The organism is Bradyrhizobium sp. P5_C11_2 (assembly GCF_054049755.1).
In genome coordinates, this window is the sequence record NZ_JBFULT010000108.1 from 1 (window position 1) to 15732 (window position 15732).

14 protein-coding genes are annotated in these 15732 nt (G+C 65.0%); 7 read left to right on the top strand and 7 right to left on the bottom strand.

Annotated elements, in window-relative coordinates:
- A partial coding sequence (locus tag ACXJL8_RS13365; protein WP_456685092.1) for a tripartite tricarboxylate transporter substrate binding protein occupies positions 1 to 1052 on the top strand: 1052 nt, incomplete at its 5' end.
- Positions 1053 to 1079: 27 nt separating this feature from the next.
- Here the strand turns inward: ACXJL8_RS13365 and ACXJL8_RS13370 are convergent.
- On the bottom strand, positions 1080 to 3374 hold the full coding sequence (locus ACXJL8_RS13370) for an MHYT domain-containing protein (protein ID WP_456620612.1): 2295 nt from the start codon (positions 3372 to 3374) through the stop codon (positions 1080 to 1082).
- A 411-nt stretch (positions 3375 to 3785) separates the two neighbouring features.
- Between ACXJL8_RS13370 and ACXJL8_RS13375 the strand changes: the two genes are divergently transcribed.
- The gene (locus ACXJL8_RS13375) at positions 3786 to 5105 is read left to right on the top strand and encodes an aminotransferase class V-fold PLP-dependent enzyme (protein ID WP_456685093.1); all 1320 of its coding nucleotides are present in this window, start codon (positions 3786 to 3788) and stop codon (positions 5103 to 5105) included.
- Positions 5106 to 5165: 60 nt separating this feature from the next.
- On the opposite strand, the gene ACXJL8_RS13380 is transcribed toward ACXJL8_RS13375, so the two are convergent.
- Positions 5166 to 6242 carry a M48 family metallopeptidase gene (locus ACXJL8_RS13380; protein WP_456685094.1) on the bottom strand — a complete coding sequence of 359 codons (1077 nt, stop codon included), beginning with the start codon at positions 6240 to 6242 and terminating at the stop codon, positions 5166 to 5168.
- Positions 6243 to 6270: 28 nt separating this feature from the next.
- On the bottom strand, positions 6271 to 6669 hold the full coding sequence (locus ACXJL8_RS13385) for a DUF2846 domain-containing protein (protein WP_456620609.1): 399 nt from the start codon (positions 6667 to 6669) through the stop codon (positions 6271 to 6273).
- A gap of 275 nt (positions 6670 to 6944) precedes the next feature.
- Between ACXJL8_RS13385 and ACXJL8_RS13390 the strand changes: the two genes are divergently transcribed.
- Positions 6945 to 8975 (top strand): methyl-accepting chemotaxis protein, encoded by a 2031-nt coding sequence (locus ACXJL8_RS13390; RefSeq protein WP_456620633.1) that lies wholly within the window; start codon positions 6945 to 6947, stop codon positions 8973 to 8975.
- Positions 8976 to 9023: 48 nt separating this feature from the next.
- On the opposite strand, the gene ACXJL8_RS13395 is transcribed toward ACXJL8_RS13390, so the two are convergent.
- Positions 9024 to 10334 carry an MFS transporter gene (locus ACXJL8_RS13395; protein WP_456620608.1) on the bottom strand — a complete coding sequence of 437 codons (1311 nt, stop codon included), beginning with the start codon at positions 10332 to 10334 and terminating at the stop codon, positions 9024 to 9026.
- A gap of 87 nt (positions 10335 to 10421) precedes the next feature.
- Here ACXJL8_RS13395 and ACXJL8_RS13400 point away from each other — a divergent pair, with 87 nt between their 5' ends.
- Positions 10422 to 11018 carry a TetR/AcrR family transcriptional regulator gene (locus ACXJL8_RS13400; protein ID WP_456620607.1) on the top strand — a complete coding sequence of 199 codons (597 nt, stop codon included), beginning with the start codon at positions 10422 to 10424 and terminating at the stop codon, positions 11016 to 11018.
- A 30-nt stretch (positions 11019 to 11048) separates the two neighbouring features.
- Here ACXJL8_RS13400 and ACXJL8_RS13405 read toward each other — a convergent pair whose 3' ends face one another.
- On the bottom strand, positions 11049 to 11336 hold the full coding sequence (locus tag ACXJL8_RS13405; RefSeq protein ID WP_456685095.1) for a type II toxin-antitoxin system ParD family antitoxin: 288 nt from the start codon (positions 11334 to 11336) through the stop codon (positions 11049 to 11051).
- Positions 11337 to 11473: 137 nt separating this feature from the next.
- On the opposite strand from ACXJL8_RS13405, the gene ACXJL8_RS13410 reads away from it, so the two are divergent.
- From ACXJL8_RS13410 to ACXJL8_RS13420, 3 genes are all read left to right on the top strand, one after another.
- Complete coding sequence (locus tag ACXJL8_RS13410) at positions 11474 to 12004, top strand: hypothetical protein (protein ID WP_456620605.1); 531 nt, start codon at positions 11474 to 11476, stop codon at positions 12002 to 12004.
- 130 nt (positions 12005 to 12134) lie between these two features.
- Positions 12135 to 12551, top strand: coding sequence for a hypothetical protein (locus tag ACXJL8_RS13415; protein ID WP_456620604.1), 417 nt, complete (start codon positions 12135 to 12137; stop codon positions 12549 to 12551).
- A 151-nt stretch (positions 12552 to 12702) separates the two neighbouring features.
- Positions 12703 to 13977: a diguanylate cyclase gene (locus ACXJL8_RS13420; RefSeq protein ID WP_456685096.1), complete on the top strand. Its 1275-nt coding sequence runs from the start codon at positions 12703 to 12705 to the stop codon at positions 13975 to 13977.
- A gap of 70 nt (positions 13978 to 14047) precedes the next feature.
- On the opposite strand, the gene ACXJL8_RS13425 is transcribed toward ACXJL8_RS13420, so the two are convergent.
- Both ACXJL8_RS13425 and ACXJL8_RS13430 read right to left on the bottom strand, forming a co-directional pair.
- Positions 14048 to 15070, bottom strand: coding sequence for an LLM class flavin-dependent oxidoreductase (locus ACXJL8_RS13425; RefSeq protein ID WP_456620602.1), 1023 nt, complete (start codon positions 15068 to 15070; stop codon positions 14048 to 14050).
- A 100-nt stretch (positions 15071 to 15170) separates the two neighbouring features.
- Positions 15171 to 15732: helix-turn-helix transcriptional regulator (locus ACXJL8_RS13430; protein ID WP_456685097.1), on the bottom strand; the 562-nt coding region annotated here is incomplete at its 5' end.

A 15732-nucleotide genomic window follows, 5' to 3' on the forward strand; every position in this document is an offset into this window, starting at 1 on the left:
ATCGGATGGAGCTCCAGATGGCCATTGGCGAAATCATCAATCATGACGGCGCTCGCAGGAAGGGTTTCGTCATGCGGCGCCGGCTGAGTCTCGCCGTCCTCGCCTGTGCCGTCGTGCCGGTGGTCGCGGGGCTTGGCATGGCGCCGGCGCGCGCCGAATATCCCGACAAGATCATCAAGATCGTGGTGCCTTTCGCGGCCGGTGGCGGGACCGACATCATCGCGCGAACCACGGCGCAGGAGATCCAGACGGACCTCGGTAAATCCGTCATCATCGAGAACAAGCCGGGCGCCGGGACCATCATCGGAACCCAGACGGTCGCCAACAGCGAGCCCGACGGCTATTCGCTGCTGATGGCGACCTTCGCGCACGCGGTCAACCCGAGCCTGTACAACAAGCTGCCGTTCGATCCGCACAAGGATTTCGCGGCGGTCTCGCTGATCGCGCGATCCTTCAATATCGTCGTCGTCAACCCCGCATCGAAGATCAACTCGATCTCCGATCTGATCACTGAAGCCAAGGCCAATCCGGGCAAGCTCAATTTCGGAACGTTCGGCACCGGCACCTCGGCTCATCTCGCGGGCGAGCTGTTTAATGCGATGGCGAAGGTCAAGATGACGGCGGTGCCCTACAAGGGCGCGGCGCCTGCGATCAGCGATCTCCTGGGTGGGCAGATCGACGTGATGTTCACCACCGTAGCAAGCGCGGCCTCGCTGGTGGCTGCGGGCCAGCTCCGGGCATTGGCGGTTACGTCCGCCGAGCGTTCGACAGCGTTTCCGCAATTGCCGACCGTCGCCGAGGCGGGGGTGCCCGGCTATGCCGCCGAGTCGTGGTACGGATTGTACGCTCCGGCCAAGACACCCGCTCCCGTGATCGCACGCCTGAATCAGGCCGTCGCGAAGGCCGTTCAGTCCGGTGGTTTCAAGCAACTCGAGGCCAACGAAGGCCTCATCATGGTGGGGGGCTCCCCGGAACAGCTCGATCGCTATGTCGGGCAGGAGGAGGACCGCTGGCGCAAGCTGGTCAAGGACGCGAACATCGAGGTGCAATAAGCTTTCGTGCATTGACCCACCGGCCGTTCAAGCGCTCTTCGGCCGAAACGCGACGATGGATCCGGTTGGCTCGTCTTCGCCCATCGCCGCCTCGATCGCCTTCGCAAGCGCGGCCTGGTCGAATGGCTTTGCCAGGCGCGGCAGGTTGGATCGCGTGTCGCTCGGAAGGTCAGCGTATCCCGTGCTCAGGAGGATGACCGTCTCGGGGCGCTCCGCGGCGACAGCGCTGGCCAGCTGCAGTCCGGTCATGCCGGGCATCGCATAGTCGGTCACGACCAGGTCAACAGCGCGCGTGCGGCGGAGCAGGGCCAGCGCCTCCTCGCCCGAGCGCGCCTCGACCACCGTGTGCCCGAGATCCTCCAGCATCACTGCCGTGTTCTCGAGCACCAGGAGGTCGTCGTCGACGACGAGCACGGCAAGCTGCCGGCTGGCCCGGGCTGCGGGTGCCGGAGCCTCCGTGCGCCGCTCGGGCACTGCGGCCTCCTCGGCGATCGGCAGCCAGATGTCGGCCGTCGTGCCCTCGCCGGGACGGCTCTTCAAGACCAGCCGGCCGCCGGACTGCTCGGCAAGTCCGTGGACCATCGACAGACCGAGCCCGGTGCCCTTGCCGACGCCCTTGGTCGTGAAGAACGGCTCCTGAGCGTGCTTGAGGATCTCATCGTCCATGCCGCAGCCGGTGTCGCTCACCGAGAGCGCGACATAGCAGCTGGCCGGAAGGCCGCCATCGTCCCGTTCCTCGCGCGCGGCGATGGTGATCAGGCCGCCGTCCGGCATCGCATCACGCGCGTTGACCGCCAGGTTGAGGACGGCGAGTTCGAGCTGGTTCGCGTCGACCTTCACCTTCGGCAGGTCCATCGGAAACAACGTCTCGACGCGAATTCCGGCTTCGAATTTCAACAGCGGCGCCATGCCATGCACCAGCTCGCGGACATCGACGACCTCCGGCCTGAGATCCTGCTTGCGCGCGAAAGCGAGCATGCGCTGGGTCAGGGAGGCGCCCCGCTGCGCGCCTTGCATCGCGTTGTCCACCAGGCGCTGGATCCTCGGATCGCCCGACGGCAGGCGCTTCTTCAGGAGCTCGAGGCTGCCGAGAACGGCCGCGAGCAGGTTGTTGAAATCGTGGGCCACGCCGCCGGTAAGCTGGCCGATGGTCTCCATCTTCTGCGACATCGACAGCGCTTCGCGCGCCCGATCCAGCGCTTCCTGCGCCCGTCTCCTTTCGCTGACGTCGCGCACGATGTTCGCAAAGCCCGCGATTGCGCCGCTTTCGTTCCGTACCGCGACGATCGTTGCCTCCGCCCAGAAGCGGCTGCCGTCCTTGCGCATGCGCCAGCCTTCTATGGCGGACTTGCCCTCCCGCTCGGCTGCAACGAGCGCACGCGCGGGCGCTCCGGCCGCGCAATCTTCCTCGGTATGAAAAATGGTGTAGCTCGTGCCGACGATGTCATCGCCATAGCCCATCAGCCGGCGCGCGCCGAGATTCCAGTTGCCCACGCGCCCATCCGAATCGAGCATGAAGATCGCGTGGTCGACGATTCCCTCCACAAGGAGCCGGAAACGTTCTTCGCTGCGTCTCAGTGCGTCGGCCTCGCGCTGGGCGCGCTCCGCGGAAGCCCTGTCATAGACGGCAGCGGCGATCCCGATGCTCAGGATCATGATGGTGATGCCGGCGAGCAGGAATGCGAGCGGCGCCTGACCGACGCCGAGATGTCCTGCCTGCCGCGCCATGGTGCCGGTCGGCAGGAACATGGCGCCTTCCATCGCGGCGTAGTGCATGCCGGAGATCGCAAGGCCCATCACCAATCCCGCGAACAGCCGCTGGACCGCGTTGGTGTTGCGGAAGGCGAGCCAGAGCGCCACGACCGAGGCGCTGATCGCGATCAGGATCGAGACCACCACCCATCGGGGATCGTACGCGATGAGGGCCGCCATCCGCATCGCGGCCATGCCGGTATAGTGCATGCCGGAGATACCAAGTCCCATCGCGAAGCCGGATGCGAGCAGCGCCTGCGGGCGTCGTCCGACGACGGCAAAGGCGGCAGCGGCGACGACAATCGGAATGACAAGCGAGAGCAGAGTCAGGAAGGGATCGTACGAGATCTCGATTCCAGGCAGGCTGAAGGCCAGCATGCCGACGAAATGCATGGACCAGATGCCGCCGCCCATGGCGATCGCAGCGGCGACCAGCCAGGACCTTCGGGCCCTTCCCGAAGCAGCCCGCATTCGGGTCGCCAGGTCCAATGCCGTATAAGAGGCGAGTGCCGCGATCAAAATCGATAGCGCGACCAGAACGGGATCGTGAAAAGCCGTATGGTGGTGCATGTCGGCCGACGCTAGCCGAACTGACGTTCGCGTTCGCGGTCCCGCAAATTGTCCTCCCTCCGACGACGCCGAAATCGTCCTCGGCACCAAGATTGTTCCCGCCAGACATGGCCGCGCCGATGACGGCCGCGGCGTCCGCACCCTTCGTCGGACGAGAATCAGTTGAGAATTGTACCGGCGAGAGGCCTGCACCGCAAAGGTGGCAGCCGGTCGGCCGGTTCCCGCAAAAGGTGCACCCGCCTTCGAGCCGAATCCATTCGACGATTTGCCCGTCGCAAGCTCGACGATCTCAGCGCCGGGGTGATCGGCGGGGCAACGGCCGCCGGGTAACTGATCATCAAACTGTCATCGCTCCGTCATTCGCGCTCAACTGATCGCTGTTCCCTTCGCCGCGCATCGTGGAGGGCTGATATGCATCTGACTGAGACAATTTCGTCCGACCGCCGGTCGATCCTGAAGGGCCTCGCGGCTGCGGCCGTCACGTCCCTGGCGGCGCCGGCATTTGCCGCCGACGGCCTGCCGGCGCAGCCGACCGGATCGGCGGCCGCAATCGCCGCCGACAAGGCCTATTGGACGACGGTGAAGGGCCTCTATGCCGTGACGCCTGATGTCGTCAATCTGGAGAACGGCTTTTGGGGCATCATGGCCGAGCCGGTGAGGCGCGAGTTCATCCGCCAGTCCGACATGGTCAATTATCAGAATTCCTATTATGCGCGGCAGCGCGCGGGGGCGGATTTCGAGGCCGTGCGGGCCAAAGTGGCGCAGGCGGTCGGCGCGGCGCCCGAGGAGATCGCGCTGACCCGCGGCGCGACCGAAGCGCTGCAGCTCCTCATCGGCGGCTACAACAGGCTGAAGCCCGGCGACGGCGTGCTCTACGCCGACCTCGACTACGATTCGATGCAGTATGCGATGAACGCGCTTAGGGCGCGCCGCGGTGTCGACGTGGTCAAGTTCGATGTGCCGGAGCCGGCCACCCGCGAGAGCGTGCTCGACGCCTATGCCCGCGCCCTCGAGGCGAATCCGAAGACCAGGCTCCTCCTCCTGACCCATGTCAGCCATCGCACCGGCCTCGTCATGCCGGTCGCCGAGATCGCGCGCATGGCGAGGGCGAAAGGCGTCGACACCATCCTCGACGCCGCCCATTCCTGGGGGCAGATCGACTTCAGGGTGGGCGAGCTCGAGGTCGATTTCGCAGGCTTCAACCTGCACAAATGGATCGGCGCGCCGGTCGGCGTGGGCTTCCTCTACATCAAGAAGGACCGCCTCGCCGACATCGACCGCGACATGGGCGATGAGGATTTCCCGGAAAGTGACATCCGCTCGCGGGTCCACACCGGCACGGTCAATTTCGCGACGGTGCTGACGGTGCCCGCGGCCGTGGCGCTCCATCAGCAGATCGGCGCGGCGGCGAAGCAGGCCCGCCTGCGGTACCTGCGCGACTATTGGGTCAGCCGCGTGCGTGGGTTCAAGGATATCGAGATCCTGACGCCGGACGAGCCCGGCCTGTATGGGGCGCTCACATCCTTCCGCCTTGCCGGCAAGACCAGCAAGGCCGACAACGACGCCACCGTGGCGAAGCTCAGGGATGKCCACAAGATCCTGACCGTGCGCCGGGCCGGCGTCGCCAAGGGCCAGTGCATCCGCGTGACGCCGGCGCTCTACACCGAGGAGTCCGATCTCGATCGCCTCGTCGAGGCGCTCGCCGTCATCACGGGGACGAAGACGGGGTGAACCCGGGCGCGGCGGCGCACGGGCTATCGCGGCAACGCTACGGTTCAGTGGTGGCGGCGCTCACCTGCCGACGCTGACCCAGGCCTGCGCCTTCTTCCGCCATTCCTCGTCGAAGCGAGCGATGATGTCCTTTGCCGCATCCCGCGACAAAAGCTGGTCGATGGCGGACGTCCTGACTTCGTCGATGTCAGGAATGCCGGTGTATCCGAGATTGGCAAGCCGCGTGGCAAAAGGCGGATGCGTCGCGTCCGGATCGTGCTCGCGCGTCAGGCCGGCGACGGCGGCAGCGGCCATCGGCTCCGGCGCCCTGATGTCACCAAGCTGCTCCAAGACGCGCTCGAAGGGAGGGCGCGGTGCATTGATCGCGCCCAGCACTTCCTTCTCCAGAGGAGCGTAGACGAGATCGGTGAGACGCGTTCCGCACCCTTCCGTCAGCACCAGGGCGCGCGCCGCTTCGGCACGTCCAACCTGCTCGGCTGCGCCGAGATCGGCGTAAAGCTCGTTCTCCCGCGACAGCGCGCGATATTCCTTCTCGAGCCATTCGAGCATGGAGTGGAGCAGGGCCCGGGCAATGCGTCCGGTGATGGTGTGGTCCGGATCGGCGTAGAACAGGACGTTCTCGGAAGCCGCGATGAAATCCGCAAGGTTGATGCTTCCCGAAGTGTGTCGAAGCCGGGCATGCGCAACCTCATGGGCGATGATCGCGCGAACGGCGCGCTCGTCCAGGACGATCAGCAGCGGCAGGCCGACGGTCATCGTGATCTGCCGCCCGAACAGCCCGGCATATCGGCTGACCTCGCCGATCGATGCGTTGAAATCGGTGTCGATCCGCAAGCTGCGGTTCGATCGGACAAAGCCTGGGTCGAGATCCTTCCACGCCGCCCAGAGACCCGGGGCGGCCTCCTCGCTCGCCTCGAAACTCCGATGCTTTCGCGAGGGCAGGAGCAGCAGGCCAATTGCGACCGCCACCGCGGCCGTGAATAGCGAGAATACGATCGGTGCCGTCGCCAGCGTCGTGATCRTGTAGCGATCCATCGCCATCAGCCAGACGGCCAGAATCACACAGGCCAGCGCCACGACCGGAAGAACGGCGTAGCGGCCAAGACGCAGGATGATTTTCAGAACAAGGCGTCGCATCCGTGCTTCGACGGTGGAATGAGTCGAATCAGGCCTTGCCGCATGAGCCGTTGCTCTGATGCAGGCTGGCGACGTCGGCGCGGCCCTGGCCTTCCGTGACCTGGATCAGCGTGATCGCGCCGGGCGTCACGATTCCCATCTGCGGCTGGGCGGAGAGGTAGGTCGTGCTGCCGGCGCGCAGATCGACGCTCACCTTCTCGCTGCCCTGCCCGAACAGATTGCTGCTCAGCGGCAGATTGTTGACGGCGACCTCGTGGCGGCCAGGGGGSAGATCGCACGACACGAACCCCGCGGCCTGACTGCCGCCGATCACGCGTCCATCGACGGCGTAGTTGGGCATGACCGCAAATCCCAGCGCCGACGAGCGATAGACCACCAGACGTGCAGTATTCGACTTGACGCTGTCGGTCAGAGCCGTACTGCCCATTGATCCCGATGCACACCCCGCAAGAAACGCAGCTACGACAAAAGCCCCCAGACAACCACCACGCATTTTCGCCCCTGATAAATTCCAAATCCCCGGCGGCATCATTGTCAGGGTGGTGGCTGAAGTCAATCGCGACCTCAAGTCGAGTCGGAAGACGCATTAACCATAAAATAATGCTGGCCGACTACGCTTCCCGCCGCCTGATTGCGCCTCGTCGGGGTTTGGTCCGCTCACCCAAACACTTCTGTCATTCAGAATGTGGACAGTCCGCCAACATGCTCAAGCTTAATCGCATCGGTTACAAACTTGGCGCCGTGGGCCTGTTCGGCGTGCTCCTTTCGGGAGCCATGGTCGCCAACCAGATGGTTTCGGAATCGGCCATCAATTCAGCCCAGCGCCGCGCCGGCGTGCAGCAGGCAATCGCCGATCACACCCTTCAAGCCAACATTGCGTTGCGGGGCATGGAGCTGGCGGTGCGCGATATCAGGCAGTCGAAGAATCCGCCGGAACTCGAGAAGGGCCTGGGTGACCTCAACGCCGCCTTTACGGCCGTGATCAGGGAGCTCGATGTTGCGGTCGGCAATGTCGCCAATCCGGGCGACAAGGAGCGGCTGCAGAAAATCAGGTCCCTTGCCGCCGACTACAACAACCAGGCATCGGATATCGGAAAGGCCCAACTCAAGATCTTCGAGATCACCAAGAGGCGGAACGACCGCTCCGCCGAGTGGACCAAGACGTTTGAAGACCTGCTGCTGTCGTCGGCGCTGATCCGCGCGGCAAATCGAACCGACGTCGAAAAGGTCCTGAACGAAGCCGATTCAATGTTCAATGCGGTTCGTTCCGCGACCTGGCAATTGATCGCAACCGGCGACGAGAGCCAGAAGAACGTGATCGACAATCGTACCGGCGGACTGGATGACACGCTGGACAGTGCCAGGAGCATCGTCAGCGACGCGGGTCTTCTCGGTACGATCGGTTCGCTCGCGACCATCGTGAAGAAGTTTTCCGCAGCCACTCACGAGGCGATTCGGGCGGAAGCGGACAAGAAACAGCTCGTCGATGCAAAGGCGTTGCCGGTTGCGAACCAGATCCTCGAGTCGATGCGAGCGGCAGTGGACGTCGCCGAGAAGGGCGCCGAGGAGGCCAAGGCGGTGGCAACGGCCGAGTTGGGCCAGGCGAACCGTCTGAGTTTCGCCATGGCTATCATCATGATGCTATCGCTCATCGGGTCGGTGACCTTCACTTTTGTCGGCGTTTCAAGGCCCCTGACCCGCCTGAGTGGCGCACTCGGCAAGATGGCGGGCGGCGAGTTGAACATCGAAATCCCCGGCGCAAATCGCGGCGACGAAGTCGGCGATGTGGCCAAGACGGTCGTCGTGATCCGCGAGAATGCCGAGCAGAGGGCGCGGGATGAAGCCGATGCCAAGGCAGATCAGGACAAGCGCGCCGTGGGGCAGCGCAAGGCCGATATGATCAAGCTCGCCGACACCTTCGAAACCGCGGTGGGCGAGATCGTCGAAACCGTGTCGCTGGCTGCGACCAGGTTAGAGGCCTCCGCCTCGACGCTCAGCTCGACCGCCGAGCGTGCACAGGGACTCACCACGATGGTCGCCGCCGCGTCCGGGGAAGCGTCCACGAATGTGCAGTCGGTCGCCGCCGCCACCGAGGAAATGGCGTCATCCGTCACCGAGATCAGCCGCCAGGTGCAGCAATCGGCGCGGATGGCCACCGATGCGGTCGGCCAGGCCCGCATCACCAACGAGCGGGTCAGTGAGCTGTCGAAGGCGGCAGGCCGCATCGGGGACGTCGTCGAGCTGATCAATACGATCGCGGGCCAGACCAATCTGCTGGCGCTGAACGCCACCATCGAGGCGGCGCGTGCCGGCGAGGCTGGCCGCGGTTTCGCGGTCGTGGCGTCGGAAGTGAAGGCGCTCGCCGAGCAGACCGCGAAAGCCACCGGCGAGATCGGCCAACAGATCGCGGGCATTCAGGCCGCGACGGAAGAATCGGTCGGAGCAATCCAGGACATCAGCAGAACCATCGAAAAGCTGTCCGAGATCTCGTCGACGATCGCTTCCGCCGTGGAGGAGCAGGGCGCGGCGACCCAGGAAATCTCCCGCAATGTGCAGCAGGCGTCGCACGGCACCCGGCAGGTTTCTGTCAACATCACCGACGTGCAGCGCGGCGCTTCCGAGACCGGCACGGCCTGTTCGCAGGTGCTGTCTGCGGCGCGATCGTTGTCCGGCGACAGCAATCGTCTCAAGCTGGAAGTCGGAAAGTTCCTGGACTCGGTCAGGGCGGCCTGACCGGTACAGCCCGAGGTGCCGAAGCACCTCGGACAATCCGCGTAACCCTCACGCCGTGGCGAGCACCGGTTGCTTCGGCCGCCGGCCGATCATCAGCGACAGCACGGCTGCGACGATGCCCGTTGCGCCCGCGATCATGAAGGCTTGCAGATAGTCGCCCTGCGCCGAGCGCATGAAGCCGGCGAAGAAGGCTGCGCAGGCGGCCCCTAGCTGATGGCCGGCGACCACCCAGCCGAAGATCATCGGCGCGTTCTTGTCGCCGAACGCTTCGTTGGCGATTCGAACGGTCGGCGGCACGGTCGCGATCCAGTCGAGCCCGTAGAACGCTGCGAACACCGTCAGGCTGACCAAGGAGAAATCCGAGTAGGGCAGGTAGATCAGCGACAGCCCGCGCAGGCCGTAATAAAAGAACAGCAGCTTGCGCGGATCGAAACGGTCGGTGAGCCAGCCCGACAGGGTGGTGCCGAACAGGTCGAAGAACCCCATCAATGCCAGCAGGCTCGCGGCCTGCACCTCGAAGATGCCGTGGTCGCCGCAGAACGCGATCAGATGGGTGCCGACGAGGCCGTTGGTGGTGAAGCCGCAGATGAAGAAGGTCGCGAACAGGAACCAGAAGGTCGGCGTCTTCGCCGCGCGGACGAGGTTGCTGATCGCGGCGACGAACGGATTGCCCTGCGCCGGGGCTGCGGGCTGGTCCTCATGCGCGCTGCCGTAGGAGCGCAGGCCGATCGTGGCGGGCCGCTCCGGCACCAGGACATAGACCAGCGGAATCAGCGCCGCGCAGCACGCCGCAACCGTCAGCACCACCGGCTTCCAGCCGCCCCATTCGACCAGCGCCGCGAGGCCCGGCATGAAGATGAGGGTGCCGGTGGCCGTGCTCGCGGTCAAAAGTCCCATGACGAGGCCGCGATTGGTGGTGAACCAGCGGTTGACGATGGTGGCGCCGAGCACGTTGGCGACCGCGCCCGAGCCGATGCCGGAGAGCAGTCCCCAGGTCAGGAACAATTGCCACGGCGCGGTCATGAAGTAGCTCGCGCCGGTCGAGACCGACATCACCGCCAGCGCGCCCAGCACCGTGCGGCGGATGCCGAAGCGCTGCATCACGGCGGCTGCGAACGGGCCGGCGAGGCCATAGAGGAAGATGCCGACCGCGGCCGAGGACGAGATCACGCCGACGTCCCAGCCGAAGGCCTTCTGCAAGGGCAGCATCAGCACGCCCGGCGTCGAGCGCAGGCCGGCCGCGGCGAGCAGCGCCAGGAAGATCACGGCGACGACCACGAAGGCGTAGTTCGGGCCGAACGGCCGCCTGGAGAAGGCGGCGGATTGAACGGAGGCAGGTTGAACGGAAGAAGGGGGCATGTTACTTACCGGTACGTATTGCGATGCGGTATTAGTACGTACCGGTCAGTAACATTGTCAAGCCCATCTGAAAGGCATCAAGGCCCGATGAAGAAAAAAGTCGAAGCACCCGCGCAGGCGCCGCTCCGGGCCGCCGACCGGATTCGCGCCTCGGCAAGCGAGCTGTTCTACCGCGAGGGCATCCGCGCCGTCGGCGTCGACGAGGTGGTGGACCGCGCCGGCGTCACCAAGCCCAGCCTCTATCGCAGCTTCGCCTCCAAGGACGATCTCGCCGCGGCCTATCTGCGCGACTACGATCAGCACTTCTGGGAGAACTTCGAGCGCCCCAACGGAAAATCCTACGCCGATGCGCGCGACCATGTGCTCGCCTATATCGGCGAGCTGTCGGCGCGCGCCGTGCGCAGGGGCTATCGCGGCTGCGGCCTCAGCAACGCTGCAGTGGAATATCCGTCGCGCGACAATCCGGCCCGCCAGGTCGCCGAAGCCCACAAGAAGGTCTTTCGCAAGCGCCTGCGCGAACTCGCAGCCGGCATGGGCGCGCGTCGTCCGGACGTGCTCGGCGACGCGCTCTTGCTGCTGATCGAGGGCATCTACGTCACCGGCCAGCAATCGGAGGACGGCCCCGCCCAGTCGGCGCTTGCCGCGGCGAAGCTGTTGATCGATGCGGGTGTCAAGGCGGGGTGATGGGGGGCCATCGCATAGCCTTCCCTGGCTTTATTCAGCTGTTCCGGAGATGACCTTCTCCGACAAGTCAGTCAGATAGATTTGCAGGTCTTCGATTGTCCTGAATTCTTTGAGTTCGCCTCGCTCCAACGATCCAATGCCGAGGCGAGCCGCTGCGTGCAACGCCTTGAGCTTGCCAGCGTCCTCGGCCTCGCGTTGCTCCACCAGTCGCAGCCCATCCCGCAGCACCTCGCTGGCGTTCCGGTAGCGGCCGGACTCGACGAGGGTCTCAATGAGTTCCTGTTGGCGTTTCGTCAGCACGACGTTTCTTGTTGGCATCGTCGTCCTCGCCGTTCGACCCTATGGCATAATAAGTCACAAGGGCCCTGTCGCTTCAACCTCGCAATCAGCGAGAGCGCGCGCCGGTTTGGACGGGATAGGCTTGGCCGCAACGGACCAAATGGTAATGTAGTTGCATGGCTGTTGACGCTCACTTCCTGAGAAGCTTGATCGCGGACGAACTGATGACGCTGTCCGATGCGCGGGTCGTCGCTCATGTGATGAAATTGCTTGTAGCCCCGCACTCCGTGCTCCGCAGTTGGGATTATGGCACGCGCGGCCGGCAGTATCCGTGTTGGATCGTCCTGGACGATCCGGCGCATTCATTCAGTGCGATTGCCTTTTGCGAGTTTGGCTTCGGGCCAAAGTGCCCTTGGGGGCTCATCAGTTCCGGCGACGCCCCTAGCGATATGCACATGGGCATGGACTCCGGATGGTTTCCTTCTTTCCTCGATGCCTATTTCGATTCTTGGGCGGCGACTGAACTCCCCATCTGGCAGATCATGAAGGAGGAGCCCGATCGAACGCTTGTCCCGCTGAGTGGTGAGGGGACATGGGGAGGCACGTGGGACCGCATCAACGAGTTGCGAAGCGCCGATCCGAGCGGTCGCTACGATTGCCGCCATGGCATCACTTATGGAGGCAAGCCGGTAACTTGCGCGTCATGACAAATCGGACGATAGCTGCCATCGTTAGCCTCGGCCGCCCCATTTTATCAGCCCGCGCTGTGGTCTACATTTTCAGCTCCGATGCCCCGCGCAAGGAGACACACGCGTGCTCGACCATATTCTCAGATTCATGACGCTCGGGACGATCATCGTTGGCAGTGTTGCGATCTACACGGCGCTCCACACCAACAATCGGCGTCTGGGCGCGGACATCTTTCTGCGGTATTCCGACCGGGTCTCCGACCTGCGTCGCCGTCTTCCGGTCACGGTATTCCTCGAGCGAAGGGCTGCCGGCGACATCGAGATCACGCCGGAAGAGCAGCGGGCCGTGCATGAGATCATCCACGCGATCTTCGAGCTCTATGAGCTCAAGGTGCATGGCTTCTTTCCGTCGGCGATCTGGAAGATCAGGGAGCCTGATATCGAAAGGCTGCTGTCCTTGCCGGTCTTTCAGCAGGAATTGGCAAGCCTGGAAGGCCGGTATGCGCGACACCCACGTTTGGTGGCCTGGCTCGACAAAATCAGGGGTCAGCAAGAGCCGGCCTGACTTGCGCAGCGAGGCGGTGGACTGTCTTGCCGCCACCCCGGCGCCGATCGATAGCTCGCTTGCGGAAAAGCCGTTACGACGACGTTTACCAACTATCGCAAGCAAATCGTAGCGCGGCATTGATATAGGGTCTGCGACCCCGGTGGGAACCATGCCGCTGCTCGACATACCGACAATCTACGTGCTGATGCTGTCAGTCATGGTGCTGCTCGGCGCGCTGACCCTGTTCGCCTGGCTGCAAAATCGCGCGGTCCGCGCGCTCGCCTGGTGGGGCGGCGCGGTGCTGGTGATGACGGCCGCGCTTGGCCTGCTCTGCCTGCGCGGCACGATCCCTGACTTCTATTCGACCGACCTCGCCTACACGGTGCTGTTCACCGCCTGCGCGCTGATGCTGGAGGGGGCGCGCTGCTTCGAAGCCAGGCGTCCGAGCCTCGCCATCCTGCTCGCGGGTGCGCTGGTGTGGATCGCGGTCTGCCAGGTCCCGGCGCTGTACGATTCCGCCACGKCGCGCATGATCATCGTGTCTGCCATCGTGGGCCTGTATTCGCTCGGCTGTGCCTACGTGCTCTGGAGTGGCCGCGCCGAGCCATTGCTGTCGCGCTGGCCGCTGATCGTGTTGACCGCGTTCGGTGGCGGCCTGTTTCTCGTGCGCATTCCGCTCGTCGTGCTGCACCCTCTCGCAGAGGCGCCGGTGACGAGCTTCGATGCGCTGCGGTCGTTCTGGTTCGCGATCGTGAGCACGTTCACCCTGCTCTTCATCATCGCCATCAACTATCTCTTTCTCGCGCTGACCAAGGAGCGCAGCGAGCTCGCGCATAAGCGCGCCGCCATGACGGACGGGTTGACCGGCCTCGCCAACCGGCGCGCCTTCATGGAGTTCGCCAAGCAACGCCTGAGCGCGCGTGCGAGCGGAGCGGTTGCGTTCCTCCTGTTCGACCTCGACTGGTTCAAGGCCATCAACGACAGCCACGGCCATGCGATGGGCGACCGCGTGCTGCGCCTGTTCGCGCAGACGCTGTCCGCGAATTTGCCGCGCGGCAGCATCGCGGGGCGGCTCGGGGGCGAGGAGTTCGCCGCAATCGTCAGCGGGCCCGACCAACGGGCGACGATTGCGGCTGCCGAGCGCGTGCGCGAGAGCTTTTCGGCGGCAGCGCGTGTCGTGGACGGAATTCCGGTCGCTGCCACGGTCAGCATCGGCCTCGCACAGGCGGATGACCGGGCGGCCGACGTCGAGGCGCTATGCGAGCGCGCCGACAAGGCCCTCTACCAGGCGAAGGCGCTCGGCCGCAATCGGGTCGAGAGCGCCGTGGACGACCGTGTCCCGCTCGTGCCCGATGCGCCGGTGGACGCGCGCGTCACGCCGGCCGATCCTCTGATTGCGGCTTCCGACCGGGCGCGGCGTGCAGCGAAACAGGCGGCAGCCTAGCGCCGAAGCGACGCGGCGCGCCATTTGCACTGATCTCGCCTCCGCCGAAGCAGGGGCCCGACGATCCGCCTCAGCGCCACCCCAGCGCCGGCGCGACGTGCTTCAAGATCGCCTCGATCGCATGCGCGCAGTAGGCAACGCCGAGCTGGTTGGGGATCGTCAGCAGCAACGTATCCGCCTCGGCGATCGCCTCGTCCTGTCGCAGCTGCTCGATCAGCGCATCCGGCTCCGCGGCATAGGAGCGGCCGAAGATCGCGCGCGTCTGCGGGTCGATGAAGCCGATCTGGTCTTCGCCGCCGCGCTCGCCGCCGAAATAGGCGCGGTCGCGATCGTCGATCAGCGCGAAGATGCTGCGGCTGACCGAGACGCGCGGTTCGCGGGTGTGGCCGGCTTCCTTCCAGGCGGCACGATAGGCGCGGATCTGGGCGGCCTGCTGCACATGGAAGGCCTCGCCGGTCTCGTCGTTCTTCAAGGTCGAGCTCTGCAGGTTCATGCCGAGCTTCGCCGCCCAGACCGCGGTCGCATTCGACCCGGCGCCCCACCAGATCCGGTCGCGCAGGCCAGCGGCCAGCGGCTCGAGGCGCAGCAGCCCCGGCGGATTGGGAAACATCGGCTGCGGATTGGGCTCGGCAAAGCCTTCGCCGCGCAGCAGGTCGAGAAACACCTCGGCGTGGCGCCGGCCCATGTCGGCATCGCTCTGGCCATCGGCCGGGCGATAACCAAAGTAGCGCCAGCCGTCGATCACCTGCTCCGGCGAGCCGCGGCTGATGCCGAGCTGCAGCCGTCCGCCGGCGATGAGATCGGCACTGCCTGCATCCTCGATCATGTAAAGCGGGTTCTCATAGCGCATGTCGATCACGGCGGTGCCGATCTCGATCTTGCTGGTCCTGGCGCCGACGGCTGCGAGCAGGGGGAAGGGCGACGCCAGCTGCCGCGCAAAATGATGCACGCGGAAATAGGCGCCGTCGGCGCCGAGCTGCTCCGCCGCGACCGCAAGCTCGATGGATTGCAGCAGCGTATCCGCGGCCGAGCGGGTCTGCGACTGCGGCGAGGGCGTCCAGTGTCCGAAGGACAGAAATCCGATTTTCTTCATGCGGGCAATCTAGTGATGGTTGGGATGGTTTGCGAGGCCGTCGCCGAACAGTTGCGTCCTGAAACTCGCGCGCAACGCCGACGGCAGTCGCGTCTCGCCCTCACGCGCCGCGCATGTCGGACGGCGTTACGCCGAACCGCCGTCGAAACACGCGGTTGAAATAGGACACGTCGGGGAAACCCGCCGAATGGGCGAGGTCGGAGACCTTGCGCCATCGGTTGAGGGGATCGAGCAGCAGCCTGCGCACGAGCAGCATGCGCTGTTCAAGCAGGAATTCGGTGAACGTGGTGCCCGTCTGTTCGAACATCCGCTGGGCACGGCGCGGACTGAGGCCGGCCTTCTGGGCCACCGAATGGATGGTCAGATCACCTCGGTTCAGATTGGCGATGATGTCGGCGCGCATGAGGTCGAGCCGCGCGGCGGAATGCCCTCTGCTGTTCGCCAGTTCCGTGCGGTCGGCGTCCGTCCCCAGCAACAGGGCGATGAGATCGACCATATGTTGCGCCATCAGGTGCTGGCCAACCACGTCTGTGTGCGGGCCAACACGGGCGGCAAGTGCGTGGTAGCGTAGAATCGCTTCTCTTATGGGAGCTTGACCGCCAAGCACCTGCCCCAGCCGGTCCTCGGCCTTGGGGCAGATCGTCAGGAGCAGCGATCGCGGA